Annotated in this window: 25 protein-coding genes; 5 read left to right on the forward strand and 20 right to left on the reverse strand. The window is 30.1% G+C overall.

All coding sequences use genetic code 11. The annotated features are described in order from the left end of the window. Nucleotides 1-74: 74 nt before the first annotated feature. Both Q326_RS0102155 and Q326_RS0102160 read left to right on the forward strand, forming a co-directional pair. On the forward strand, nucleotides 75-1,328 hold the full coding sequence (locus Q326_RS0102155) for a nucleotidyltransferase (RefSeq protein ID WP_026893891.1): 1,254 nt from the start codon (nucleotides 75-77) through the stop codon (nucleotides 1,326-1,328). Nucleotides 1,329-1,330: 2 nt separating this feature from the next. Continuing rightward, nucleotides 1,331-1,975 carry an endonuclease III domain-containing protein gene (locus Q326_RS0102160; protein WP_026893892.1) on the forward strand — a complete coding sequence of 215 codons (645 nt, stop codon included), beginning with the start codon at nucleotides 1,331-1,333 and terminating at the stop codon, nucleotides 1,973-1,975. An 18-nt stretch (nucleotides 1,976-1,993) separates the two neighbouring features. On the opposite strand, the gene Q326_RS0102165 is transcribed toward Q326_RS0102160, so the two are convergent. After that, on the reverse strand, nucleotides 1,994-2,212 hold the full coding sequence (locus Q326_RS0102165; RefSeq protein ID WP_026893893.1) for a hypothetical protein: 219 nt from the start codon (nucleotides 2,210-2,212) through the stop codon (nucleotides 1,994-1,996). 127 nt (nucleotides 2,213-2,339) lie between these two features. Here Q326_RS0102165 and ylbJ point away from each other — a divergent pair, with 127 nt between their 5' ends. Together ylbJ and Q326_RS0102175 are read left to right on the forward strand one after the other, a co-directional pair. After that, nucleotides 2,340-3,557, forward strand: coding sequence for a sporulation integral membrane protein YlbJ (gene ylbJ / locus Q326_RS0102170; RefSeq protein WP_051531024.1), 1,218 nt, complete (start codon nucleotides 2,340-2,342; stop codon nucleotides 3,555-3,557). Nucleotides 3,558-3,656: 99 nt separating this feature from the next. Next, a complete protein-coding gene (locus Q326_RS0102175; protein ID WP_026893895.1) occupies nucleotides 3,657-5,072 on the forward strand; it encodes an NAD(P)/FAD-dependent oxidoreductase in 1,416 nt (471 codons plus the stop codon). Nucleotides 5,073-5,097: 25 nt separating this feature from the next. Here the strand turns inward: Q326_RS0102175 and Q326_RS0102180 are convergent, their stop codons facing one another. The 6 genes from Q326_RS0102180 to Q326_RS0102205 all read right to left on the reverse strand — a co-directional run bounded on the left by Q326_RS0102180 (nucleotide 5,098) and on the right by Q326_RS0102205 (nucleotide 10,903). Beyond that, entirely contained in the window at nucleotides 5,098-5,541 is a 444-nt protein-coding gene (locus Q326_RS0102180) for a hypothetical protein (RefSeq protein WP_026893896.1), read from the reverse strand. Nucleotide 5,542: 1 nt separating this feature from the next. Continuing rightward, nucleotides 5,543-6,022 carry a pantetheine-phosphate adenylyltransferase gene (gene coaD / locus Q326_RS0102185; protein ID WP_026893897.1) on the reverse strand — a complete coding sequence of 160 codons (480 nt, stop codon included), beginning with the start codon at nucleotides 6,020-6,022 and terminating at the stop codon, nucleotides 5,543-5,545. Nucleotides 6,023-6,047: 25 nt separating this feature from the next. Beyond that, nucleotides 6,048-6,602, reverse strand: a complete 555-nt coding sequence (gene rsmD, locus Q326_RS0102190; RefSeq protein ID WP_026893898.1) for a 16S rRNA (guanine(966)-N(2))-methyltransferase RsmD — start codon at nucleotides 6,600-6,602, stop codon at nucleotides 6,048-6,050. A gap of 82 nt (nucleotides 6,603-6,684) precedes the next feature. Continuing rightward, a complete protein-coding gene (gene recG / locus Q326_RS0102195) occupies nucleotides 6,685-8,745 on the reverse strand; it encodes an ATP-dependent DNA helicase RecG (RefSeq protein WP_034600867.1) in 2,061 nt (686 codons plus the stop codon). 148 nt (nucleotides 8,746-8,893) lie between these two features. Then, nucleotides 8,894-10,528 carry a DAK2 domain-containing protein gene (locus Q326_RS0102200; RefSeq protein ID WP_026893900.1) on the reverse strand — a complete coding sequence of 545 codons (1,635 nt, stop codon included), beginning with the start codon at nucleotides 10,526-10,528 and terminating at the stop codon, nucleotides 8,894-8,896. An 18-nt stretch (nucleotides 10,529-10,546) separates the two neighbouring features. Continuing rightward, nucleotides 10,547-10,903: an Asp23/Gls24 family envelope stress response protein gene (locus Q326_RS0102205; RefSeq protein WP_026893901.1), complete on the reverse strand. Its 357-nt coding sequence runs from the start codon at nucleotides 10,901-10,903 to the stop codon at nucleotides 10,547-10,549. 223 nt (nucleotides 10,904-11,126) lie between these two features. Between Q326_RS0102205 and rpmB the strand changes: the two genes are divergently transcribed. Further along, nucleotides 11,127-11,318 (forward strand): 50S ribosomal protein L28, encoded by a 192-nt coding sequence (rpmB, locus tag Q326_RS0102210; protein WP_026893902.1) that lies wholly within the window; start codon nucleotides 11,127-11,129, stop codon nucleotides 11,316-11,318. A gap of 49 nt (nucleotides 11,319-11,367) precedes the next feature. Here the strand turns inward: rpmB and Q326_RS18415 are convergent, their stop codons facing one another. The 13 genes from Q326_RS18415 to priA all read right to left on the reverse strand — a co-directional run bounded on the left by Q326_RS18415 (nucleotide 11,368) and on the right by priA (nucleotide 24,605). Continuing rightward, nucleotides 11,368-11,544 carry a hypothetical protein gene (locus Q326_RS18415; RefSeq protein WP_156936224.1) on the reverse strand — a complete coding sequence of 59 codons (177 nt, stop codon included), beginning with the start codon at nucleotides 11,542-11,544 and terminating at the stop codon, nucleotides 11,368-11,370. Nucleotides 11,545-11,673: 129 nt separating this feature from the next. Further along, nucleotides 11,674-12,309: a thiamine diphosphokinase gene (locus tag Q326_RS0102220; protein WP_026893903.1), complete on the reverse strand. Its 636-nt coding sequence runs from the start codon at nucleotides 12,307-12,309 to the stop codon at nucleotides 11,674-11,676. A 9-nt stretch (nucleotides 12,310-12,318) separates the two neighbouring features. Continuing rightward, entirely contained in the window at nucleotides 12,319-12,975 is a 657-nt protein-coding gene (rpe, locus tag Q326_RS0102225) for a ribulose-phosphate 3-epimerase (protein ID WP_026893904.1), read from the reverse strand. 4 nt (nucleotides 12,976-12,979) lie between these two features. After that, complete coding sequence (rsgA, locus tag Q326_RS0102230; protein ID WP_026893905.1) at nucleotides 12,980-13,858, reverse strand: ribosome small subunit-dependent GTPase A; 879 nt, start codon at nucleotides 13,856-13,858, stop codon at nucleotides 12,980-12,982. Between the two features lie 23 nt (nucleotides 13,859-13,881). Beyond that, nucleotides 13,882-15,867 carry a Stk1 family PASTA domain-containing Ser/Thr kinase gene (gene pknB / locus Q326_RS0102235; RefSeq protein ID WP_026893906.1) on the reverse strand — a complete coding sequence of 662 codons (1,986 nt, stop codon included), beginning with the start codon at nucleotides 15,865-15,867 and terminating at the stop codon, nucleotides 13,882-13,884. 15 nt (nucleotides 15,868-15,882) lie between these two features. Continuing rightward, nucleotides 15,883-16,617 carry a Stp1/IreP family PP2C-type Ser/Thr phosphatase gene (locus Q326_RS0102240; protein WP_026893907.1) on the reverse strand — a complete coding sequence of 245 codons (735 nt, stop codon included), beginning with the start codon at nucleotides 16,615-16,617 and terminating at the stop codon, nucleotides 15,883-15,885. 23 nt (nucleotides 16,618-16,640) lie between these two features. Continuing rightward, on the reverse strand, nucleotides 16,641-17,687 hold the full coding sequence (gene rlmN, locus Q326_RS0102245; RefSeq protein WP_026893908.1) for a dual-specificity RNA methyltransferase RlmN: 1,047 nt from the start codon (nucleotides 17,685-17,687) through the stop codon (nucleotides 16,641-16,643). Nucleotides 17,688-17,806: 119 nt separating this feature from the next. Next, the gene (rsmB, locus tag Q326_RS0102250) at nucleotides 17,807-19,153 is read right to left on the reverse strand and encodes a 16S rRNA (cytosine(967)-C(5))-methyltransferase RsmB (RefSeq protein ID WP_026893909.1); all 1,347 of its coding nucleotides are present in this window, start codon (nucleotides 19,151-19,153) and stop codon (nucleotides 17,807-17,809) included. A gap of 103 nt (nucleotides 19,154-19,256) precedes the next feature. Further along, nucleotides 19,257-19,955 carry a zinc metallopeptidase gene (locus Q326_RS0102255; protein ID WP_026893910.1) on the reverse strand — a complete coding sequence of 233 codons (699 nt, stop codon included), beginning with the start codon at nucleotides 19,953-19,955 and terminating at the stop codon, nucleotides 19,257-19,259. 3 nt (nucleotides 19,956-19,958) lie between these two features. Continuing rightward, nucleotides 19,959-20,711 (reverse strand): DUF116 domain-containing protein, encoded by a 753-nt coding sequence (locus Q326_RS0102260; protein WP_026893911.1) that lies wholly within the window; start codon nucleotides 20,709-20,711, stop codon nucleotides 19,959-19,961. Nucleotides 20,712-20,745: 34 nt separating this feature from the next. Further along, complete coding sequence (gene fmt / locus Q326_RS0102265) at nucleotides 20,746-21,675, reverse strand: methionyl-tRNA formyltransferase (RefSeq protein WP_026893912.1); 930 nt, start codon at nucleotides 21,673-21,675, stop codon at nucleotides 20,746-20,748. A 12-nt stretch (nucleotides 21,676-21,687) separates the two neighbouring features. After that, on the reverse strand, nucleotides 21,688-22,131 hold the full coding sequence (gene def, locus Q326_RS0102270; protein WP_026893913.1) for a peptide deformylase: 444 nt from the start codon (nucleotides 22,129-22,131) through the stop codon (nucleotides 21,688-21,690). A gap of 11 nt (nucleotides 22,132-22,142) precedes the next feature. Next, nucleotides 22,143-24,605, reverse strand: coding sequence for a primosomal protein N' (gene priA, locus Q326_RS0102275; RefSeq protein WP_034600871.1), 2,463 nt, complete (start codon nucleotides 24,603-24,605; stop codon nucleotides 22,143-22,145). Between the last annotated feature and the right edge of the window lie 175 nt (nucleotides 24,606-24,780).

Genomic DNA, 24,780 nt, shown 5'->3' on the forward strand with positions numbered 1-24,780 from the left:
TACTAGATATGTTTAAGATATTATTATAGACTATGTAATATAGCATTCTACTATTATTGTGGAGGTGTTTATTTATGGAAACAGTAGGTATAGTAACTGAATATAATCCCTTTCATAATGGCCATTTATACCATTTAAATAAAGCAAAAGAAAAAACAGGATGTAAATATGTAGTTTCAGTAATGAGTGGTAATTTTGTTCAACGGGGCGAGCCAGCCATATTAGACAAATGGACACGGGCCAAAATGGCAATAGATAACGGTGTTGATTTAGTTTTCGAAATCCCTTCAATCTATTCTTGTCAAAGTGCAGAATTCTACGCAGAAGGATCAATAAAACTACTAGATGGATTAGGATTTATAGATTCATTGTGCTTTGGTAGTGAATGTGGCAGTATACATCCATTGAATACGATATCTAATTTACTAATTAAAGAACCACCAGCATTCAAAGACTCATTAAAATACTATTTAAACAAAGGCCTGCCCTTTCCAAAAGCTAGAAGCCATGCCCTCACAAAGTATCTTTCAAAATATAATTTAGAATATGATATTGACTCCATATTGTCTAATCCCAATAATATATTGGGAATAGAATATTTAAAAACCCTTAACTCAATAAAAGGCAATATCAGACCCTTTACAATAAAAAGAATAGGTGCCCATTACAACTCAACTGAACTTGATAAAAATATATCTAGTGCCACTGCCATTAGAAAAGAAATACTTCATTCATATGACTTACAAAATATATCTGGGTTTATTCCTAACAATTGTTATCTATATATCAAGGATTTTTTAAAAAAGTATAACAATGTTAATAGTTTGGAGAATTATACCAAAATAATACTATATCTCTTATCAACTAGACATAATCAATTTTTGTCTGAAATAATGGACATAGATGAAGGTTTGGATAACAGAATCATTAAATATCTAAAAAATTATTCTTCTATTATTGATTTTTTAGATAATATTAAAACCAAAAGGTATACATTCACTAGACTCCAAAGAATTTTAATCCACCTATTGTTGGGCATCGATCAATATACATTCAAAGAGTTACACAAAAAAGGTCCTCAATATTTAAGGCTTTTAGGTGCCAGTAAAAATGGCCTGTACCTTTTATCTAAAAATAAGAATTCCTGCAAACTACCCATAATAACCAAATTTGCAGATTATAAAAAACATTCTTCATTGCATTTAGAAAAGATGATATCCTTTGACATAGAGGCTACTAATGTATATTTTCTTGGACTAAATTCAAATCAGTATAAAAACAATTTGGATTTTTTTGTTTCTCCATATATTAAAAAGGAGTGTGATTAACTTTGTCCCACAATAAAATTCAGCATATATATAATGTACTTCATGAAACCTTAGGAGTTCAAAATTGGTGGCCAGCAGATTCCCAATTCGAGGTAATTATCGGTGCAATACTTACTCAAAATACATCATGGAACAATGTAGAAAAAGCTATAAAAAATCTAAAACCCTTTTTGACTCCAGAAATAATCTATGAAATGGATATAGAAAAATTAGCAATACTAATAAAACCCAGTGGTTTTTTTAATATAAAAGCAAAACGCATAAAAAATTTTCTCAATTGGTTTTATAAATATGATTTTTCCATTGATAGATTAGAAAAAATAGAGACTGAAAAATTAAGAAATATGTTGTTGTCAATAAATGGTATAGGAAAAGAAACAGCTGATTCAATACTTCTATATGCATTAGATAAAGAAGCTTTTGTAGTAGATGCATATACAAAAAGAATCATGACTAGGATAGGAATTACAGATAATGACAATTATGATATATTACAAAAGCTCTTTATAGACAACCTTCCAAAAAATACATACATATATAATGAATATCATGCATTAATTGTATCATTAGCTAAAAAATATTGTAGGAAAAATCCCATATGCAACAATTGTCCATTAAATATGCTTTGTAAACATGTACAGTATTAAAATTATTAATCCTCGAGCTCAAATAACTCGAGGATGCTCCTCCAAATCTCTCTTAACTTCTTTTGTAGTCACTATGCCTTTTCTTATGGCACATTTAGGACAATACGCTTCAGCACAACCATTCATAGTAGATATTACAGCTCCACATTCCTTACAAATTAATATGCAAGCACATGCAGTTCCTGTTGCCGCTAATATTTTTTCCCCATTTATAGTATAACCTATAACTTTTTCCATAGCTTCACCACCCTCTTATTATATTTATATTCTTAAGACTAATTTAATGTTAATATGATATATCTAAAACTCATATAAATAATAAACATTAAATATAATATAAGAGGTTGAATATGGAGGGATAATTATGAATTATATTAAAAAATACATAAATAATATAGGTTACATATTTATTATTATATTCTTAATCTATATAACAATCACATTGATTGTATATCCAGATAAGATGATAAAGGCTTCTATCGATGGAGTAGATACTTGGTTTTATACAGTGCTACCTTCTCTATTGCCTTTTTTCATAATCTCAGAACTATTAATGAAATTAGGGGTATTGGACTTTATCTCTCTCATGTTAGAACCCTTTATGAGGCCTTTATTTAATGTCCCTGGTGAAGGTTCTTTCACCTTTGCCATGAGTATAACTTCAGGTTATCCAGTAGGAGCAAAATTGGTTTCCCAACTAACTAACCAAAAAAAAATTTCCATATACGAAGGACAAAGATTATTATCTTTTTGTTCCACTTCTGGTCCTCTTTTTATGATAGGAGCTGTTTCAGTAGGTATGCTAAATTCCCAAGCTTTAGCTCCATTAATAGCAATTCCCCATTACTTATCAGCTATAGCTATGGGCCTACTATTTAAATATTATAAAGTAGATAAAAAAACTCCATATAAAAATAAAAATTATAAATACAATATAAAAAAGATAAGAAAATATAGACAAATAAAAAAAATCAGCATAGGCAAAGTATTAAATAATAGTGTAAATGATTCTTTCAAAACTATATTATTAATAGGAGGATTTATAATCCTCTATTCAGTAATAATCGAAGCACTAAACATATCTAAAATTATAGATCTAATATCGTATGTTCTAATGAAAATCATACCTTTTTCTCAAAATAAAGATGTATACAAAGGGCTAATTGCTGGTTTCATTGAAGTAACCAATGGCTGTAAATTAATAGCAGAATCCAATGCTCAAAATATTGGATTTAAACTTTGCTTGATAAATTTCTTAATAGGATGGAGCGGATTGTCTATACATAGTCAAGTGGCTACATTTATGTTTGAATCAAAAATAAAAATGAGCATTTACATTTTATCTAAATTTTTACAAGGTGTCTTTGCTTCTCTATTTACAATTATAATATTAAAATTAAACCTATTTAATCTCTCTATATCAGTAGCCAAAAATTTAGTTTTTGAAAAAAATATGAGTTTCATAAATTTATTTGTTAAAAATACAAAAATATTTATTTTTATTATTATTATTACTCTAATCTTATCTGTGATAAATTTATTAATATTTAAGGCTATTTCCATATTTAAAAAAGAGTATTAAACTAAAGTCATCGAATATTTTTTAGTTTTTTTAGTTGAAATGTTCGTATTTTGTGATATTATTATATTGTCGATAATATACAAGATAGGATGTGAGGATATGAAATACGATGTAATTATAGTTGGAGCTGGTCCAGCTGGACTATTTACAGCTTTAGAATTAATCAACCTCAATTCTAATAAAAAAATATTATTATTAGAAAAGGGAGAAAAAGTAGAAAACAGACATTGTCCCAAAGAAGAAACCAATGTATGTGTTAACTGCTCTCCATATTGTAATATCACAGCTGGAGTTTCAGGTGCAGGGGCTTTTTCTGATGGCAAATTAAGTCTAAGTCCAGAAGTAGGTGGGATGTTGCCTGAATATATAGGCTATGATAAAACTAAGGAGTTAATAAAATATACAGACAATATATATCTCAATTTTGGAGCAGATCCCCATGTAGAAGGGTTAGGAAATGATAAATTAGTTCAAGAAATAAGACGAAAGGCAATTAAAGCCAATTTGAAATTGATTGATTGTCCTGTTAGACATCTAGGCACTGAAAAAGCTCATACAATATATAAAAAAATCCAAGATTACTTAGTAGCCTCTGGTGTAGAATTAAAAGTCAATTTTACAGTTAAAGATTTAATAATAAAAAATAACAAAGCTATAGGCATTAAAGCTTTAAAATCTATGGATTACAGAGAATGCAATGATAGAAACATAGAGACCATATACGGCGAAAAAATTATTCTTGCAGTGGGAAGAAAAGGTGCAGATTGGTTAAAACAAATGTGTGTACTTCATAACATAAACCATAGTGCTGGAACTGTAGATATTGGAGTAAGAGTTGAAGTCAGAAATGAAATTATGGAGCAAATAAATAACGTCTTATATGAAGGTAAATTAATTGGATATCCAAAGCCTTTCAAAGATAAAGTACGTACATTCTGCCAAAATCCAGGTGGTTTTGTTTCAGAAGAAAAATACGATAATAACTTAGCTGTAGTTAATGGCCATTCATACAAAGAAAAAAAGAGTCAAAATACAAATTTAGCCATATTAAGCTCTCACAATTTTAGATATCCCTTCAATCAGCCCATTGAATACGGAAAAAAAGTTGCTCAATTAGTCAATATGTTAGGTAATAATAGAATTCTAGTTCAAAGATATGGAGATATAATAGATGGTAAAAGAACTTGGGAAAAAGAACTTAGTCAATCCAATGTAAAGCCATCACTCAAGGATGCAGTTGCTGGAGACATTACCTCAGCTATTCCATACCGTCCAATGATGAATATAATTAAATTTATAGAAGCTATGGATATAATTGTCCCAGGTTTTGCCAGCCCAGAGACATTGTTATACGGCCCAGAAGTTAAGTTTTATTCAAATAAAGTAAAAATAGATAAGCATTTTCAAGGAAATATTGAAAATTTACATTTCTTAGGGGATGGATGTGGTCTTACAAGGGGTCTAATGATGGCATCATGTTCTGGCGTTGAAATGGCTAGATTAATTAGTAAATAAGGCGATAAATATCGCCTTATTTGGTTTAAAATCCTTTTAATTCATCCCTATTTTTGTCAATAGTATCTATTACAAAGTTTAATTTTTCTTGAACCTCTTTTAAAAGTTCATCAGCATACTCTCTAGCACCAAGTCGAATTTCTTTTGCATTCACTTGTGCCTTACCTATAATTTCTTCGGCCCTTTCCTTAGCTTTTTTAGTTATCTCCTCTTCATCTATCATTTCTTCCATATGTACCTTTACTTCTTCAATCATTGTATCGGCTTCATTTTGGGCCTCTGCAAGTATTCTTTGCCTTTCTTCTTTTATCCATTCTGCCTGTTTTATTTCATCTGGCAATTTAATTCTTATTTCTTTAATTACATCTAATATATCTTCTTTATCCACCAACAATTTTCCTGCAAAGGGTATAGTAGAACTTTCCTCAAGAATATCCTCTATTTCATCTAAAAGTCTCAATACATCCATTTTAAACCCCCCTTATTTTTTCAAATATGGCTTTTTCAACTATTTTAGGTACTAAACTAGATATATCTCCGTCAAATTGAGCCACTTCCTTTACTAAACTGGAACTTAAAAACAAATATTTATTACTAGTCATTAGAAAAAAAGTTTCTAAATCTTTATTCAAACTAGAATTTAACAATGCCATTTGAAATTCATATTCAAAATCTGCTACAGCTCTAAGTCCTTTAATTATTATTGATACATTTTTACTCTTAGCATAATCAACTAATAAACCTGAAAAACAATCTATTTCCACATTACCAAAGTCTTTTGTAACTTCTTTTAAAAGCTCTATTCTCTCTTGAACAGTAAACATAGGCTTTTTTGATGGATTATTTAATACAGTAACAATAATTTTATCAAACTTTTTACTACTCCTTTTTATTATATCTAAATGACCATTAGTTACTGGATCAAAACTACCTGGATAAATCGCTACCATTGTATATAAAACCTCCTTTAACTAGTTAGCATTTCAATTTGAAAAATGATACTCCAGTGTCTCCATATCTTCTGCTGTCTATTTTGTAAATATTACCAACAAAGTCTGGTAAAGATAATTTAGATTCATGTTCTACTATGACTCCGCTATCTTGTTTCAATAATGCATGTCTATCTATTTCTTTTAACACTGGCATTATAAGCTCTTCATTATATGGTGGATCTAAAAATATATATTTAAATTTTACATTTTTTCTACCTAAAATAGCAATAGCATTCTTACTATTATTTTTATATATATTAGCTTTATCTATCAATTTAGTATTTATTAAATTTTCTTTTATAATTTTTATGCTGTCAATATGATTATCTATAAAAAAACATTTTTTTGCTCCTCTACTTAAAAACTCTATCCCCATACTGCCTGTACCTGAAAAAAGATCTAAAACAATATCATCATCTTTTATATCGCCTATTATGTTGAATATAGACTCTTTAATTCTATCTGATGTAGGTCTTATTCTCAGACCCTTAGGCGTCTTTAGTTTACGACCTTTAGCACTACCTGTTATAACTCTCAATATTATTAATACCTCCCAACACTCTAATATTTATATTTTAGCACATTACTTTATACAACACAAAGAAAAGCTGACTAAAAAGTCAGCTTAGAGTTATATCTTCAATTCTATCTCCGAACATATATATAATATGCTCCTTAAGTTTCGTATATTTTTTAGATTGCAAATATTGGTCTTGTTTTAAAATATAACTTGCCACCTTCTGAGATAACTTCAATAATTTCATATCAGTAAATATATTTGCTATTTTCAAATCAGGCAATCCATGTTGTCGTGTGCCAAAAAATTCTCCAGGACCTCTTAGTTTCAAATCTTTTTCCGAAATTACAAACCCATCAGTAGTCTGTTCCATTATTTTCATTCTTTCTCTAGCTATTTGACTTTTTCCTTCACTAATTAATATGCAATATGACTGATATTCTCCCCTTCCAACACGTCCTCTCAGCTGATGGAGTTGGGCTAGACCAAACCTCTCTGCATTTTCTATTACTATTATATTTGCATTGGGCACATTTACTCCCACCTCTATTACTGTAGTAGATACCAATACATCTATATTACCTTTTTTGAATTCATTCATTATATTGTCTTTTTCTTTCCCCTTCATCTTACCATGAAGAAGCCCTGACCTCAAATCAACAAAATATTTTTTAAGACTATTATATAATTCTGTTGCTGATTGTAAAGATAATTCTTCAGAGTCTTCCACAAGGGGACAAACAATATAAGCTTGTCTTCCTTCTTTTACCTGTTTTTTTATAAAGTTGTAAACTCTGTTTTTCATTTTTGCTATTGTAGCATAAGTTTCTATTTTCTTTCTACCAGGAGGCAGTTCATCTATTATAGAAATGTCTAAATCACCATATAATATTAAGGCCAATGTCCTTGGTATAGGAGTAGCAGTCATTACCAACACATCAGGATTTTTGCCTTTTTGAGTTAACAATGCCCTTTGTTTTACTCCAAATCTATGTTGCTCATCAGTTATTACTAGACCTAGTTTGTTAAATTTAACTGTATCTTGAATCAAAGCATGGGTTCCTACTAGTATATCTATTTCCCCCTCTCGGGTTCTCTTTAGTATATCATTCTTTTTCTTGGCAGAAATATTTCCTATCAATAGTTCGCATTTAATTCCATAATCATCCAACATTTCACTAATGCTTTCATAATGTTGAGTAGCTAATATTTCCGTTGGCGCCATCATTACTGCTTGATATCCACTTCTAATGGCCTTAAACATAGCCATAATAGCCACAATAGTCTTTCCTGAACCTACATCTCCTTGTACCAACCTACTCATTACTTTAGGAGATTCCATATCTTTTGAGATTTCATTAAATACTTTCTGTTGTGCCTTTGTTAAACTAAATGGTAATTTATTAATAAATTCCTTTATCTCAATTACATCGTCAAACTTAATTCCTTGACTTTTATGACTATTTTTATGCTTTATTAAATAAAGACCTAACTGTAACAATAAAAACTCTTCAAGGGCTAACCTTTGTTTAGCCTTTAAATAATCACTCCTTGTTTTTGGAAAGTGTATATTAACCAATGCATTCTGTATAGAATATAATTTTAGAGATTCAACTATATCTTTAGGTAAAATATCATCTACCTCATTGACCACAGCATTTAAGGCATTCTCTACTATTTTCATTATTTCATTATTACTTATACCCTTGGTCAAGGGATATATGGGAATAATTCTCCCTACCCTTTTATTTTGTCCATCATCTTTTTCTATTGCTGGACTATTAATTTGTATCTGCCCATATTTCATCTTTATTTTACCACTTACTTTAATTATACTGCCCATCTTTAAACTATCTAAGATATAATTTTGATTAAACCATACAAGATAGGCCACCCCTGTGCCATCTGAAACGGGAACCTTAATTATACTCATACCCCTTCTAGGCCTTGATATACTAGGTGCTCCAGATATCTTAACCTTTAGGTTAGCCTTTTCATCATTTTTACAATCTTTAATTTTATTAAAGCTACCTCTATCTTCATAGGATCTAGGAAAATAATAAATTAAATCTCTAACATTTTCTATACCCATTTTCTTTAAAACTTTAGCTCTTTTGGGGCCTACTCCTTTTATGTATTGAACTGAAGAATATAAACTATTCAATCTAATCACCTCTAATAAATCAGCTTCTATCTCAATTAAAAATAAAAACAGTTAGTAGCTAGTTGCTAGTAATCAATAGACCAATGATGAAATTCTATAGATTTCTACCATAACCTACTAACTACCAACTGCTAAACTACTAACTATATTATTCTATAGAGAATATATAATAATATAAAGGCTGTCCACCATAGACTACTTCTATATCATAATCCTCCAATTCCTTCTCTAAGGATTGTGATAATTTTTCGGCTTCCTCTTCAGACACATCGTTTCCATAAAATATAGTTATAAGGTCATTGTCCTCTTCTATTGTGTTCTTTAATAATTCCATGGACACATTCTCAATATCATCACCTACTGATAATATCTCTCCATTACAAATACCTATTATGTCATCTTTATTGATTTCTTTATCATCTATATTAGTATCTCTAACTGCATAGGTAACCTGTCCTGTTTTTACATGTTCAAATGCATCTGTCATATTTTCTATGTTTTTATCTATATCCATATCACTTTCAAAGGCCAACAAAGCAGCTACACCTTGAGGTATAGTTTTAGTTGGCAATACATATATGTTTCTATCACTTAGATCTTTAGCTTGATTTGCAGCTAATATTATATTACCGTTATTAGGCAAAATTATTATACTCTCGCCTTTTACCTCATTTATAGCTTTAATTATATCTTCAGTGCTAGGATTCATAGTCTGCCCACCAGGTATTATATAATCAACTTTAAGCTCTCTAAACACGTCAGCTATACCATCACCCATAGCCACAGAAATAAAACTATATTTTTTGTATTCTTCTTCCCCATATTTGTCATTATCATTTATATGATCTTCTTTATCGTCTAATACTTTATTCTGATGTTGATATCTCATATTATCTATCTTTATATCTATAAGTTCTCCTGATTTAAGTGCCTCTTCTATAACTTTTCCTGGATTATTGGTATGTATGTGTACTTTCACTACATCTTCTCCACCTACAACCATCAAAGAATCACCATAAAAAGATATCTTTTGTCTAAACTCATTTTCGTCTACTTTAGCCTTATTAATAATAAATTCGGTACAATATCCAAATTTAATGTCAGTAGCTGGATCAGTATCCCTTTCGTTAGAGTAATCAGAATAATCTTCAAGTACAGCCGATTCTTTTCCCATCAAACCATCTAAAATTCCCTTTAATATATATATTAATCCCTTGCCACCTGCATCTACTACTCCAGCCGTTTTCAAGACATCTAACATCTCTGGAGTTCTCTCTAATGCCTCTTGTCCATGATTTATAACTGTCTCTAAAAACACTTGTATATCCTTCTCTTGACGATATATCTCCATAGCCTTTTCTGCACATTCTCTAGCAACAGTCAATATAGTACCTTCTATAGGTTTCATTACCGCTTTATATGCAGTATCCGATGCCATTCTAAATCCTTCAGCCAATACCTTTACATCTAATCTTTTTTTACCTTGAAGACCTTTACTAAACCCTCTAAATAATTGAGATAATATTACTCCGGAATTTCCTCTAGCCCCCATCAAAGAACCTTTAGCTATCCCTTTAACTATATCATCTATATTATTGGAATCTATATTTTTTATTTCCTTTGCTGCCGATTGAATAGTCAACGACATATTAGTGCCTGTGTCTCCATCTGGCACCGGAAAAACATTCAGGGCATTGACACCTTCTTTATTCTTCTCAAGGGTATTTGCTCCCACTATAAAAGCCTTCTTAAGCAAATCCCCATCTATATATTCAATTTTCAAAATCAGTACCTCCTTAATTTACTTTTGTACTCTTACCCCTTGTACATATACGTTTATTCTTTCAACTTCCATACCTGTCATATTTTCAATATTATATTTCACCTTATCTATTATATTATTGGCTACTACAGATATTTTCACACCAAACTGTACTACTATATATAAATTTATCGAAACTTTATTTTCAACTGTACTAACCTTTACTCCTTTTGTTAAATGTTCCTTTTTTAAAAGCTTAACTAAACCATCTGTTGCATTCCTACTTGCCATACCTACTAATCCATAACATTCCATAGCAGCCATGCCAGCTATTGTAGCTATAACAGTATCATCAACATTTACACTACCATATTGGTTAACTATTTTACTAGGCATTAACAGGCCTCCCTTTAAATCTTTTTTATATATATATTCTACATTATATTTCATATCTAATCAACACATGTAGAATTTCATTATATACTTGATTTATTCCCAATATATTATAATACAAACATACAATTTTTAAAATAGATATTGCAATTATATGTTATACTGTGTTAAAATAGTGATGTTTATAGTGTATTAGTTATGTTCCGTAGTTAAGGAGGTGTTTTTTGTGGCAAATTACTGTGAAGTATGTGGAAAAGGAAAAATGAGTGGTAACAATGTTAGTTTTTCTATGCGTCATTCAAGAAGAACTTGGAAACCAAATATTAGAAAAGTAAAAGTAGTTATTGATGGAACACCAAGAAGAATGAATGTATGTACAAGATGTTTAAGGTCTGATAAAGTAAAAAGGGCTTTATAGATATCATGGCTCCTCGTTTAAAGGGGCCTTTTACTTTATTATGTCCAATTTAAGTCATTCTAAAAATTATCCACCCGGAAATAACTAATAGTACGCCTAATATTAATAGCCATACTTTAAGTGGTACTACTTGAATTATTATTATACAACCTATCACAGACATAATAATAGCAATCATTTTTTTATAACTATGACAATGATACATCTTTCTTTTTTTCCATCTCATTTATTACACCCCTATAGAGTATTGCTTTTATTTATTGTATTCTATAAAATAATATTTGTTACTAACTTTAGAAAAAAGTAATATGGTGCATTTATTAAATAATAAAAAAAGACCTAAATGGTCTTTATATTAATCCTTTGATTTAACGACTAAACATATACCGTCTTCAATATCTATTTCTCCCTCATCTTCTATCAATTCATTACTTATTCCCAATGTAGCAGAAAACTTTATTGTAGCTTTATTTAATTTATATTCAAATCCCTTTAATGTAATACCAGAAACATCTCCAAATATAGGTATTAGAGATATGTATTTATAATCTTCCTTTAATACCTTGCCTCTGCCAGAAAATAAAAATGCCTTATTATGGTCATTTATTATCTTTGCATCTATTCCTTTTTGAAATAAATCGTATAGAAGCATTATATTAGCTATGCTATGATCTAATCTAGAACCTATGGCACCCAATATTGTAATTTCTGTAGCACCCTTCTCCACAGCAAAGTTTAAACACAACTCCATATCTGTATAATCTTTTTTTGTAGGAAAATCCTTTATGGGAACATTAAATCTATCGAACCATTTAAGATCATCTTCATCTATAGAATCTAGATCACCTATTATTATATTAGGGACTACAGAGGATAATTTTGCGTGCTTAGCGCCACCATCTGCACATATTATAAAATCCCCTGTATCACAAATATTTTTAATTAATTGAGGATCTCCGCCATCTCCGCTGGCTATAACAATACATTTCATAAAATCCCTCTATTCTTTACATATATGTTTAAATTCTTTTACAGCCTCTAATATATTGTCCGCTTTGAATACAGCAGAACCTGCTACAAATACATTAGCTCCCCAATCCATTACTCTATTTATATTGTCAAGCTTTATTCCTCCATCCACCTGTATATCTATATCAAGTCCCTCTCTATTGATTATATCCCTTAGGTTTCTTACTTTTCTTTCCATATTATTTATAAGCTTCTGTCCCCCAAAGCCTGGGTTTACAGTCATAATAAGAACCATGTCAATATCTGGTAGTACATGATAAATAGATTCCAAAGGGGTTGCAGGGTTTAATGCCACAGCTGCCTTTATTCCACTATTTTTTATCATCTGAACAGTTCTATGCAAATGTATTGTTGATTCTTGATGAACTGTTATTATATCTGCTCCAGCAGCTACAAAATCATCTATATATCTTTCAGGCTTGTCTATCATCAAGTGTACATCAAAAGGTAAATCAGTTACTTTTCTTATAGATTTTATTACTGGTGCTCCAAAGGTTATATTAGGTACAAATACACCATCCATTATATCTAGGTGTATTAAATCTGCCCCACCTTTTTCTATATACTTTATTTGCTCATATAAATTACTAAAATCAGCAGAAAGTATAGAAGGTGCAATCTTTATCATAATTTTAATACCTCCTGTTATTTTTTATTTCTTGCAAAAAGTTAATATAACTGTCATATCTTGTTTTACTTATTTCTCCATCCTCTAAGCTATTTTTTATAGCACAATCAGGTTCCTTATAATGCTTACAACCATTAAATCTACATAAATGACTTTTTTCATATATTTCCTTAAAATATAATTCTAAATCTTCTTCTTGAATAAAACTTAAATCTAAAGAACTAAAACCAGCTGTATCTACTACCCAACCACCCATATCTAATTCCAATAATTCAGCCCATCTCGTAGTATGTTTTCCTCTATTAGTTTTCTTACTTATATCACCTACTTTAAGATTGAGACCTTTTTGAATATTATTTAAAAGAGTAGACTTCCCTACCCCTGAAGGACCTGCGAATACAGTTATCTTGTCTTTTAATACAGATTTTAATTCATCTATACCTAGTCCTTTTTTTACTGTAGTATTTATAACTTTATATCCTGCATTGCTATAAATAGTATTTATTTTTTCCAATTCTTCAACACTGGCTAAATCTATCTTATTAATACATATATATATATCTAAATCTTGACTTTCTGCTAATATTAAAAATCTGTCCAATAGCCATAAGTTAGGATCAGGCTGTTTTATAGAAAAAACTATAACAGCCTGATTTACATTAGCCACAGGAGGTCTTATAAGCTCAGTCTCTCTATCAAACAATTCCATCACATACCCTATTTTTTTATCTTCATCAGTAACTTCTATTTTAACTTTATCTCCTACTAAAGGCTTCACAGATTTTTTCCTAAACAATCCTCGTGCCCTACATTCATAAACATCATTATTGACTTTCACATAATAAAAACCACCTATACCTTTAACTATAATGCCTTCTAGCATTAATCCACTCCTTCCTGTTATTTTTAAAGCTCTATTTCTTTTTCTGTTATATATTCATCATCAAAATATATTATAACCTTTACTTTTCCTTTGCCCGATACAGGTACTTTGATTCCACCTTCATTTAATTTATGAGTTTTTTCGTATATAGTCTTTCTCTCTTCATTTTCTTCTTTTTCTATTTTCACTTTAACATCATCACCGTATTTCTCTTTATCACTTGGAAGCTGTAATGTTAATGTCCTTACTATTACTTCTTCACTCACTTCTTCACTATTTTCATCACCATTTTCATTTTGCTCGTTATTTTCATCAGGTATTGGTAGACCACTACTTATCTTTAAATTTATTGTTATGTTTTCTTCAACCTCTTCTCCCGATGGGAAACTTTGCCAAAAAATTATCCCTTTATCATACTCTTCATTAGATTCTTCTTCTACTTTCACTTTCTCAAATCCTTTGGCCCTTAACTGTGATTCACCCTTCTCTTTAGTTAAACCTACAACATTAGGCATAGTTATATATACTTTTTTAGGACCATTACTTACAGTAAAACTTACTTTTGTATTTTTTGGCACTTCTTCATAAGCACTTGGATCCTGATTTATAACCGTTCCTATAGGGTATTCACTATTCTCATAAGAAACTTCCCCTTCCAATTCTAAATCATTTAAGCTTATAATCGCTTCATTAGATGTTAAATTCAGGAGATCAGGTACTTTAACAGTTTCTACCCCTTTACTAACAATTACTTCAATAGGGAACCCTTCGGCCACTTTATTCCCTGGAGATTCCATTTGTTCTATTATATAACCTTCCTTTAAAGTGTCATCGTTTCTTTCTGCTTTGACAACCATTTTTAAACCTTCATTCTCAAGCTTCATTTTAGCTACATCTTGTTCCAATCCTTCTACATCAGGTACAATTATATCTTCTCCCTTTAAATATCCTTTTAATGCAAAATATCCAAAGGCAATAGCAAAAGAAAATATAAATGCCGTTATAATGGCAAGCATAGTTATTTTTCTGCTTTTCCCTCTTTTATTGTTATTGACATTATGATGATTCTTCTTTATTTTTCTTCTTTCTTTATCTCTGTTCTCGTTGATATTAACATCCTCCTTAACGGCTGGCATAACCAAAGTAGGGGAATCATTATAATCTTTAAATTCAATTATACTTTCTTGTCCTTTACCATTTTTTACTTTCCGTAAATCTTCCAATATTTCTTCTGCACTATTATACCTTAAACTTTGGTCTTTTTGTACAGCCTTCCTTATAATACGTTCCATATTCTCTGGCACATTTTTATCAATCTCTCTAGGTGGAATTATATCTTCCTGGATATGTTTAAGTGCTACTGATATAGGACTTTCTCCCTGAAAAGGCACTCTTCCTGTCATCATTTCATACATCACTATGCCTAGAGAATATATATCTGATTTTGCATCAGTATAGCCTCCCCTTGCCTGCTCTGGAGAGAAATAATGTACTGATCCAATAACATTACTAGTATTCGTCACAGTAGATGATGTAGCCGCTCTAGCTATGCCAAAATCTGTAACCTTAATTTTTCCATCATCAGTGACCATTATGTTATGAGGCTTAATATCTCTGTGGACTATGTGATTTTTATGTGCATGATTCAATGCTTCCGCTATTTGTATCGATATCTCTATCGTTTCATTTACTTCTAACTTTCCCTTTTCATTTATTAATTTTTTAAGAGTCTTACCTTTTATGTATTCCATCACTATATAATATATACTACCTTCTGAACCCACATCGTATATATTTACTATATTGTGATGAGATAGACTAGCTGCAGCTTGGGACTCCTTTCTGAATTTGTCTATAAACTCTTCATCATTGGTGAATTCTGGTCTTAACACCTTTACTGCCACATATCTATTTAGCAATCTACATTTAGCTTTGTAGACTAGTGCCATTCCTCCTCCACCTATTTTTTCAAGTATCTCATATCTATTTCCCAATAATTTTCCTATCATCATTTCACCTCTTTTCTAATCGACCTTTATTAGCATAACCGTTGTATTATCTGTGCCGCCAACATTATTAGCTTTATTTATAAGAGTATCACACGCCACATCTAAATTTTCTTCTTTTGTCAATATTTCTGATATATCCTCATCTTTTAACATATTAGTAAGACCATCAGTACAAAGCATAATTATATCTCCATTTTCTATATCTCGTTTAAATATATCGGGCTTTATTATATAATCTGTTCCCAGAGCTCTTGTAATTATATTCTTTTGTGGGTGATTAGCCGCCTCTTCTTCACTTATGGTACCATTTTTAACCAATTGCGCAACTAATGAATGGTCCTCAGTTATCTGTATTAATTTGTTATTCCTGAATAAATAAGCTCTACTATCTCCAATATGCCCTATATAAATATTGTCATCATAAATATATGCCAGTGTTATGGTAGTTCCCATTCCACTCAGATCATTTTCTTTCTCTGATTTACTAAGTATTACATTATTAGCTTTATTCAATATATTATATATCAATCTAAAAATATTTGAGTCTCCATTTTCAAGCTTATTTTTATCCCTATATATAATATCATTTATTGTATTAATAGCTAATGAACTTGCTATTTCTCCAGCATTATGTCCACCCATACCATCTGCAACAGCAAACAAGGCTATATTTGGTTCACTACACCATAGGTATGCATCTTGATTTATTTCTCTTATTAAACCTACATCAGTCTTTACAGCTACATTCATAATTAACCCCCGCTTCATAAAAATTATCGAGAATCATTCATATTCATATAGTCCCTTCTCAATTGACCACATGCTCCATTTATATCTAACCCCATCTCCCTTCTAATAGTAGCATTAATACCTCCATCTTGTAATATGGATACAAATTTTTTAATATTTTTATCATAGGACCTATCTAATTTACTTTCTTCAACAGGATTAAGGGGAATTATATTTATATGACATAACATCCCCCCTAAAAGATCTATCAGTTCTTTTGCATCTTTTCTTCTGTCATTTACACCATTTACCATAGTATATTCAAAAGTTATTCTTCTATTTGTAGTATTTATATAGTATCTACATGCATTTATTAGTTCATCAATATTATATTTTTTGGCAATAGGCATAATTTTTTCCCTTTCTTTGTTAGACGATGCATGCAATGATATAGAAAGAGTTATAGGAATATTCTCATCTGCAAGCTTATAAATAGCAGGAACTATACCACATGTAGAAAGAGCTATATGTCTATATCCTATATTTTGACCTTTAGCATCATGGATATTATATAAAAAATCTATTACATTATGATAATTATCTAACGGTTCTCCACTTCCCATTATAACAATATTGTTTATTTTTATATCTAAATCTTTCTGTATTTTATATATTTGATCTAATATCTCTCCCGACGACATATTTCTTATAAATCCATCTTTAGTAGACGCACAAAATTCGCATCCCATCTTACAACCTACTTGAGTGGATATACACACAGTTATACCATGCTTGTAATACATAACAACACTTTCTATCAAATTGCCATCTTCCAACATAAACAAATATTTTTTAGTATTATCCAACTTAGAATCAAATCTCTTAAATATTTTTATATCAGAGATATAGTATTTTTCTTTCAGCTTGTCCCGTAGAGCTTTAGGTAATCCTAATATATCGTCTATAGATTGAACCATCTTTTGATGTATAGCCCTAAATACTTGCTCCCCACGATATCCTTTTAATCCTAATTTTATAAATATATCTTTTAATCCCTTTAAAGTGTAGGATTTTAAATCTAATTTTTCCAAAACACCACTCCTATTTGATTTTAATTGCTTATCCTATTCAAAAATATATTATACCATATAATCAGTACTATATATATTTTTTTAATTTTTTATGATACCTAATATTTCCATGCTATAATTTATATTCTAACCATTTTAGCAATAAAAAAACCATCTGTTTCATGAATATTGGGATATAGTTCTAAATATCCCATATTTATCTGTTCTTGATTTAATTTTATATCTAAATCTATTAAATCATCAATAGGACATAATTTAAAATCATTTTGCTTTAAAAATCTTTGTACTAATTCAATATTTTCATCCTTGTTTATGGTACATGTACTATATATTAATATACCACCTTTTTTTACATAATTTGCTGCTATATTTAGTATATCAATTTGTAATTTTAATAATTCTTTTATATCTTTTTCAGTCCTATTATACTTTATCTCTGGCTTCCTCCTAATTAATCCCAATCCTGAACAAGGAGCATCAACCAAACAATAATCAGCTATTCCTATTAAGCTATTATCCAATTTAAGGGCATTATATACTTCTGGTTTTATTATATGTATTCCCAATCTATTAGCATTGCTCTTTATCAATTCTATTTTATGATCATGTATATCTCTAGATATAATTTTTCCTTTATCTCCCATATATTCTGCCATGTGAGTTGACTTGCCTCCAGGAGCACTACATACATCTATTGTAACACTATCCTTTTTAGGATTCATAATTTCAGTTACCAACATGGAACTTTCATCTTGAATAGTAAATAGCCCTGTTTTATAATAATCAGTTTCAGTTATACCCTTAGGATTATATACCACAATACCATCTTTAGCATATCTACATTTATCAACACTTATTCCATCATTACTTAATTTTTGTATTAAATCTTCTCTGGAAATTTTTAGGCTATTAGCTCTTATATTTAATAAAGGTCTACTATTATTAGCCATTAAAAGTTTCTCTGTAAATTGGGTTCCAAATTCCTCTATCCAATTCTCTATTAACCAGATTGGATGAGAATATTTGATAGACAAAAACTCTTTATCTTGTTTTTTATTCAATTCATTTTGTATATTTTTTTTATTTCTTACTACATTTCTGAGTAATCCATTGACAAATCCTATTGAACCTCTATGACCATACTTTTTGCTTAACTTAACTGATTCATTGCATGCAGCACTATCAGGAATTCTATCCATAAACATAATCTGATAAACACCCATTCTTAATATCTCTCTAATCCTAGGTGACAATTTCCTGAACCTTATTTTAGAGAATCTCTTTATTACCCAATCTATATAAATTCTATTTTCTAAAACTCCATACACTATCTCTCGTATTAATCCTTGCTCTCTATAATCACTGGATTTATTTATATTTTTATTCATTGCTACATTGGAATAGGCTCCTTTTTCGTTTACTCCATATAATATAGTAAGGGCTATATCTCTACTATTATTTCCCATATATTTCTCCTCTCATAAATTAAATTTCAAAAAATTGTTTTATTGATAATTATATCACAGTTATTTTTATTAAAACAAAAAAAATTAAGGGGCCGTTACCCCCTTAATCTCTTCTATTAGCAAGCATAAGCAATCTTATCAATTGTGCAATAGCAGTAAGTGTAGCAGCTATATAAGTCAATGCAGCGGCGTCTAATACTTTTTTAGTAGGTTTCAATTCATCTGCAGTTAAGATGCCTGATTCCAATTGTGCCAATGCCCTTCTACTGGCATTAATTTCCACGGGCAGTGTTACTATCTGAAAAGCTACAACACCTAAGTAAAGCAATATACCTGTCTTAATCATAAATTGACCTGATTGAGCCCCTATAAGTAGTCCTCCTAATATCAATATCCATACAAATCTAGATCCAAATCCAGCTATAGGAGCAATGTTATTCCTCAATATCAATGGAAAATATCCCTTTGCATGTTGTAGTGCATGACCTACTTCATGAGCTGCAACACCAACAGAAGCTACAGAGGAATTACTATAAACAGGTTTAGATAATCTCAAAACCTTACTTCTTGGATCGTAATGATCTGTCAAATGCCCTCCAATATATTCTACTCTTACATCATGTAATCCGTTCCTATCCAATATCTTTCTAGCCACTTGAAACCCAGTATATCCTGAAATACTCGCCCTTTTTAAATATTTATTAAAAGTACTAGATACCTTGGTCTGTGCATAAAGGGCAAAAATTATAGCTGGAATAAGTATAAGCATCTCAGGTCCAAATGTATAATATGGGTAGTACATAAATCATTCCTCCTTCATAAATTTAACAATAGCTTCCTCTATTTTTTTCATGTCTACTTTTGTATTAAAACAAGGTCCATTGGGCCTTTCATTAAATATACCCTTAACAGGAATCGATTTAACATCGGTTACTCCGCTTATTAAATCTCTTTCACATGCTACAGCTATTATAGCCTTAGGTTTATACCTTTTTATCCATTGTCTTGCAAGGGTTCCTCCTGTAGCTACTACTACTTTAACTTTATACTTATCTACTAAATCCAACATATCTTTAATATTACACTTCCCACACATTTTACAATTATTTATATCATTTGTTACCTTTATATCACATTGAGCGTTTTGTAAACAATGGGGTAATAATATCAATATGTCTTCTTTCCTTACCTTAATATCTTTACTATTTACTATTAAATTATTTATTTGTATTAAACTTCTCCTTAAAATATTGATATCTATCCCTGTTATTTTAGAAATTAATTTAAGTAAGGGATATATTAAAGATACAAATAGATCTAATGTTTTAGAACTTATATTATCTATATTCTTCCCATTATTCAATCTATATATAGCAACCAAGCTCCAGATAATCATAATATTAAATATAAATCCAGATAAAATTATAATAATCAAAATACCTTTTGTAAACAATGTTACTTCGTTTATCATGAAATATATACTAAATGCTAACACAGCAATTAATATCAGAATAACCAGTAGTGCTCCCTTTGCAAACGCCTTAAAGTCCTCTTTCATTGAATCACTTCCACATATCTATTTGTCTATAAATTTATTTCAATAATATATTCTTTTTAATTTCATTTCCCCTCAAATAATCTTTAACAGCCATTCTTTTCTTACCTGGAAATTGGATTTCTTTTATTAATAATAAGTAATCTAAACACTTTATATATATACCATTATCATCTACATCCACTATCTTTCCTGGTGATTCATTTACATTTTTTTCTATTATTTCTCCATCAAAAACTTTGACTTTAATATCATTATATATGAAGTAAGCTGACGGCCAAGGATTTGTACCTCTTATTAAGTTTCTAATATCTTTACAATTTTTATTCCAATTAATATGTCCCAATTCTTTATTTAACATTGGTGCATAAGTAGATGACTTATGCTCTTGAGGCTCTGGTATAATTGTTTTTTTATTCAACCCTTCCATAGTATCTATAAGTAACTTAGCCCCCTCATTCATAAGTTCATCATGGAGTTGTTCAGCATTGGTATCTTCTAATATATCTACCTCTTTTTTTAACAGCATATCTCCACTATCTAACCCTTTTGCCATAAACATAGTAGTTACTCCAGTCTTATGCTCTCCATTAATTATAGCCCAGTTTATAGGAGCTGCTCCCCTATATTTAGGTAAAAGTGATGCATGAACATTCACACATCCCAATCTAGGTATATTAAGAATATCTTCCTTTAGTATTTGTCCATATGCTACTACAACTATAATATCAGGATCTAAGCTTCTGATTAAAGAAATAGATTCTTCGTTATTTACACTCTTTGGTTGATATACTTCTAGCCCTAATTCCAATGCCTTTTTTTTCACTGGTGTAGGTAGAAATTTCTTTCCCCTTCCTTTGGGCTTATCAGGTTGTGTTATAACTAAATCTATTTTATCTCCATGTTCATAAATTTTTTTAAGGGTAGGTACTGCAAAATCTGGAGTACCCATAAATATTACTTTCATTTGATCAACTCCCTATTCTTTGAAAAGTTTGTCTATATATAATATTCCATTCAGATGATCTGTCTCGTGGCATAGTGCCCTTGCTAATAATCCTTCGCCTTCTATAACTTTCTCTTCTCCATTTATATCCATATATTTAACCTTTACTTTTCTAGGCCTTTTAACCTTTCCAGATCTGTCAGGAACACTTAAACAACCCTCTACATCTATGGCTTCTCCCTCTTGATATATAATCTCAGGATTTATCAGCCTCAATAGTCCTTGACCCACATCTATTACTACTACTCTCCTTAAAATTCCTACTTGAGGTGCTGCTAATCCTACACCATCCTCTTCTCTCATTGTATCTATCATATCATCTATCAATACCTTTAACCTATCATCTATTTTTTCTACAACCCTTGATTTTTTCCTCAAAATAGGGTCTCCTTCTATTCTCACATTTCTTATAGCCATACTATCATCTCCTACATTATAGAATTTGGATTTATATCTAAGCTAATTTTCAATCCTTTAAATCTTTGCTTTATACAAATATCATATAATATATTTTTAATCCCTTCAATATAGATACTATCTATTTTGATTATTATTTGCAACCTATAATTGTTTTTGATCTTAGCCAAAGGAGCACTTCTAGGACCAAAAATATCCTCAACTATTATTCCTTCTTCTTTGAATCTATTTTTTAGTTCATTACATATAATCTTTGAAACCTCCTGCACCCTTTTAATATTTGGACCATAAAACAATATATTAACTAATTCACCATAGGGTGGATACTTGAATAATTCTCTTATTTTTATTTCTTCGTTATAAAAGCTAATATAGTCATTATTCTGTGCATATATTATAGAAAAATGCTCTGGCTGATATGTTTGTAATATAACTCTTCCTTTCACATCACCTCTACCTGCCCTACCACTAACCTGAGTAATTAATTGAAATGTTCTTTCGGAAGACTTATAATCTGGTAAATTCAATGTTAAATCTGCAGCAATAATACCTACTAAAGTCACATTGGGAAAATCTAAACCTTTAGCTATCATTTGAGTTCCTATAAGTATATCTATCTGACCCGTCTTAACCTTATTCAAAATTCTTTCATGGCTACCTTTCGATGTTGTAGTGTCCACATCCATTCTGGCCACTCTGCTTTTAGGAAACTCTTTTTTTATAAATTCTTCTATTTTCTGAGTGCCAACTCCAAAGGATTTAATATATTTACTTCCACAACTAGGACATATTTTAGGTAATTTCATTGTCATGCCACAATAATGACATTTTAATAAATCATTATAGCTATGATATGTTAAAGATATGTCACAATTTTTACATTTAGCCACATACCCACATTCTCTGCAAGAAACAAATGTAGAATGTCCCCTCCTATTCAAAAACAATATTGTCTGCTGACCCTTTTTTAAATTATCTTGTATCCCTTTATATAGACTATAGCTTAAAATAGATTTGTTTCCTAACATAAGTTCATCCTTCATATTCACTATTTCAACACTGGGCATATTTAAATTATTGGCCCTTTTATTCAGTGTCAATAATTTGATATTCCCTGCCTTTGCCCTATAATATGTCTCTAATGAAGGTGTAGCCGAAGCTAATATCAATCCAGCACCTTCTAAATCACATCTTTTTTCTGCCACTTCAATAGCATCATACTTTGGGTTCATTCCAGATTTATAACTATTTTCATGCTCTTCATCAATAACTATTAAGCCCAAATCATTAAAAGGAGCGAATATAGCTGACCTTGCCCCCACCACTATATCTGCATCTCCCTCATTAATCCTTCTCCACTGATCATACCTTTCACCTAAAGATAGTCTACTATGAAGGATAGCTACCTTATTCCCAAATCTACCTACAAATCTGTCTACAGTTTGAGGTGTTAAGGATATTTCTGGTACCAGTACTATTGCTTGCTTTTTCTTCTTTAACACTTCCTCTATTACTTGCAAATAAATTTCAGTCTTACCACTTCCAGTTACTCCGTGTACCAGGAATTTTTTTCCTTTTTTGAAATCCATCTCATTTATGATTGTTTCATAGCATTGCCTTTGCTCTTTATTTAAAACATGTTTTTCAAATGGCTTTATATTACTGTTAATAGGATCTCTTTTTATTTCTTTATCTGTTATACTTATGATGCCCTTTTTTTGTAATGCCTTTATAGATGAAAAACTAGCATCAGACATTTGCATAAGCATTTTCAAACTCATAGAATTGTTTTCTTTCAATATCTCCAATATATCTCTCTGCTTATAGGCATTTCTGCTTAAACTACTAATGACACTATTTAAATCATCTACCATCAATAGTACATGTTTTTCATATTTTTTATTTATTCCTACATCTATTTTCTCTATACTATTAATTATTCCCTTCCTCTTTAATGATTCTATGCTACTATATATATTTGGCATATTTAAAGCAGTTTTAAGTTTATTAATTTCCACTTGTCCATTTAACTGTAAAAAGTCAATAATATTTCTTTGATTTTGTGAAGTGATTTTTTCCATTTTAACTTCATCTAAATCTATAGTCATTTCTATATATCTTTTAGTTTTCTTAAAAATTCCTGTAGGTACAATGGTTCTAAAGACATCAATATAGGTAGAAAGATATTTTTCTTTCATCCAAAGTCCTAAAGATACCATATTCTTATCTAGCAATGGCTTTTCTGACAATACCTTTTTTATATACTTTATTTTTTTTATTTCAACATCTATTTTATCAGTTACAAATATTATAATGCCTTCAATCAATTTGTTCCCAAAGCCAAAGGGCACCAATACCTTTTTCCCTACTTCAATTAGATTTATCATATCATTGGGTACCTTATATGTATATACTCTATCTGTTTTAGTGCTATTATTATCTATTATAATATGTGCAAAAATATTGCTTTTCATCTTACCAATCCCTTTTAAAATTATATGTTTATTATAACATAATCAAACTCCAACAACTGAATTATAGAAAACACTATTTTAAAATATAAAAAATTAGTAGTTAGTGGCTTAATATAAAATCTCTTATACTAACTATTAACCACTAGCTACCAACCATCAATTTACTTCATAAGCA

The sequence above is a fragment of the Clostridiisalibacter paucivorans DSM 22131 genome (assembly GCF_000620125.1).
GTDB classification, from domain to species: Bacteria; Bacillota; Clostridia; order Tissierellales; family Clostridiisalibacteraceae; genus Clostridiisalibacter; species Clostridiisalibacter paucivorans.